At 46.3% G+C, this 447-nt stretch carries 1 pseudogene; it reads right to left on the minus strand.

The features are described from left to right. Positions 1 to 5: 5 nt before the first annotated feature. A pseudogene (locus CS369_RS22560) lies at positions 6 to 266 on the minus strand (IS5/IS1182 family transposase); the annotation flags it as partial. Positions 267 to 447: the final 181 nt, after the last annotated feature.

Consider the following 447-nt stretch of genomic DNA (forward strand, 5'->3'; position numbering starts at 1 on the left):
TGCTGTCAGGCAATACGTACACTTTCTGGCATTCCTGCCTTCGTCATTTTGTTCAGTGCACGCACTATGGCCAAATCCTCTGCAACCTAACCATCGTAATCACGCAGCGTCAGCGAACCGCCGAACAGTTGTTTTACTCTGTACATCGCCGTTTCCGCTATCGACCGCTTGTTATAGTCAGTTGTCCATTTCCACCGTGCATTGCTCCCGCTCAGCCGCTGATTCGCAACAGCACGGTTACGGTCTGCATACTCACCAGCCCAGTAACGGGGTTTGAAGGTCAATGATGTAAAAAACCACGTTAAGAGCGCAATTTATTGTTAAAGGGGTTTGAGGTCCAATGGACCGAAAACGTACGTTAAGAAAACAACTCATTGTTTAAATTGAAATTTAAGGCTCTCAGATATCCGTTTAAAATATCCTCAGGTGGTGTGAAGGGAGAGTTTC

Source organism: Candidatus Symbiopectobacterium sp. 'North America' (assembly GCF_015762685.1).
In the GTDB taxonomy this organism is placed as follows: domain Bacteria; phylum Pseudomonadota; class Gammaproteobacteria; order Enterobacterales; family Enterobacteriaceae; genus Symbiopectobacterium.